This window comes from Streptomyces tateyamensis, assembly GCF_003205575.1.
GTDB classification, from domain to species: domain Bacteria; phylum Actinomycetota; class Actinomycetes; order Streptomycetales; family Streptomycetaceae; genus Kitasatospora; species Kitasatospora tateyamensis.
In genome coordinates this window covers 1-396 of record NZ_PYBW01000428.1, presented here as the reverse complement: position 1 = coordinate 396, position 396 = coordinate 1, and the positions used below count along the sequence as shown (strand labels likewise).

At 77.0% G+C, this 396-nt stretch carries 1 protein-coding gene; it reads right to left on the bottom strand.

Annotation, left to right across the window (positions count from 1 at the left end):
• Positions 1-59: 59 nt before the first annotated feature.
• Positions 60-287, bottom strand: coding sequence for an SGNH/GDSL hydrolase family protein (locus C7C46_RS34615; RefSeq protein ID WP_146259367.1), 228 nt, complete (start codon positions 285-287; stop codon positions 60-62).
• Positions 288-396 lie beyond the last annotated feature (109 nt).

The window sequence follows — 396 nt, the reverse complement described above, 5'->3', positions numbered from 1 at the left end:
GCAGCTGGCCGAGGCGGTCTGCCGGGCCGCGGCCTGAGGCCGGTCCCGGCCCGGGGCGGTCAGCGCCCGGTCAGCGCCGCCAGCACCGCGGCCGCCATGCCTTGCTGCCCGGCCGGGTTCGGGTGCAGCGGGGCCCGCCCGGCGGCCGGCAGCGGCGGCTCGATCCAGCGCTGCTGCGCACCGGCGCACATGTCGTGGCCGAGCGAGGGGGTGTAGGTGTCGACGAAGACCGCGTGCGCGGCCGCCGCGCCCGATGTTCCCGACCTCCAAGGCCGCAGTAGAGGCATATCTGGCCGGCGAGCCCGCGTTCTCCACCCATGGATTCGACCCGGCCTCCGGCCAGCGGGAGCCTGGCCGGGCGCGTTCAGGTTGGCCGCCCAGACATTGCCGCCGGTG